Origin of the sequence: Streptomyces capoamus (assembly GCF_014654935.1) — a bacterium.
GTDB lineage: Bacteria > Actinomycetota > Actinomycetes > Streptomycetales > Streptomycetaceae > Streptomyces > Streptomyces capoamus.
In genome coordinates this window covers 56,170-57,323 of record NZ_BNBF01000006.1, presented here as the reverse complement: position 1 = coordinate 57,323, position 1,154 = coordinate 56,170, and the positions used below count along the sequence as shown (strand labels likewise).

Genomic DNA, 1,154 nt, shown 5'->3' with positions numbered 1-1,154 from the left:
GCGTTGACGTACGACACCGTCTCGTCGACGACGTCCTCGAAGACACCCTTGAGAGCGGACAGTTCCAGCACCTTCACGTCGTGCTGGGTGATCTCGCCGTAGACCTCGACGTCGAGGCGGACCGCGACCTCACCGGCCAGTGCGGTGAAGATGCGGCCGAGGCGCTCGGCGAGCGGCAGGCCCGGCTTGACGTCCTCGGCGATGACACCGCCCTGCACGTTCACCGCGTCCGGCACCAGCTCGCCGGCGAGGGCGAGACGGACCGACTTGGCTACGGCGATACCGGCCTTCTCCTGCGCCTCGTCCGTCGACGCGCCCAGGTGCGGGGTGCAGACGACCTGGTCCAGCTCGAAGAGCGGGGAGTCGGTGCACGGCTCCTTGGCGTACACGTCGAGGCCGGCGCCGGCGACCCGGCCCTCCTTCAGCGCCGCGTACAGCGCCGCCTCGTCCACGATGCCGCCGCGGGCGGCGTTGACGACGCGCACGGTCGGCTTGACCTTGCGCAGCGCCTCGTCGCCGATGAGGCCGAGCGTCTCGGGGGTCTTGGGCAGGTGGACGGTGATGAAGTCGGAGACCTCCAGCAGCTCGTCCAGCGACAGCACCTTGACGCCCATCTGCGCGGCCCGCGCGGGCTGCACGTACGGGTCGTAGGCGACGACCTTCATGCCGAAGGCGGACATGCGCTGCGCGACGAGGGCGCCGATGCGGCCCAGGCCCACCACGCCCAGCGTCTTCTCGGCCAGCTCCACGCCGGTGTACTTGCTGCGCTTCCACTCGCCGTTCTTCAGCGCGGCGTTGGCCTGCGGGATGTTGCGGGCGGTGGCGAGGATCAGGCCGCAGGCCAGCTCGGCGGCGGTCACGATGTTGGAGGTGGGGGCGTTGACGACCATCACGCCGGCCTTGGTGGCGGCGGAGACGTCGACGTTGTCCAGGCCGACGCCGGCCCGGGCGACGACCTTGAGCTTCCTCGCGGCGGCGATGGCCTCGGCGTCGACCTTGGTGGCCGAGCGGATCAGGATCGCGTCCACGTCGGCGAGGGCCGGCAGCAGTTCGGCGCGGTCCGCGCCGTTGCAGTGCCGGATCTCGAAGTCCGGACCGAGTGCGTCGACGGTGGCAGGCGACAGCTCTTCAGCGATGAGTACGACAGGTTTCGA

At 70.5% G+C, this 1,154-nt stretch carries 1 protein-coding gene; it reads right to left on the bottom strand.

Annotated features, from left to right (window positions below; translation table 11 throughout):
• Positions 1 to 1,154 (bottom strand): phosphoglycerate dehydrogenase (gene serA, locus IE312_RS11630; protein WP_229899569.1); only part of this gene is annotated, 1,154 nt, incomplete at both ends.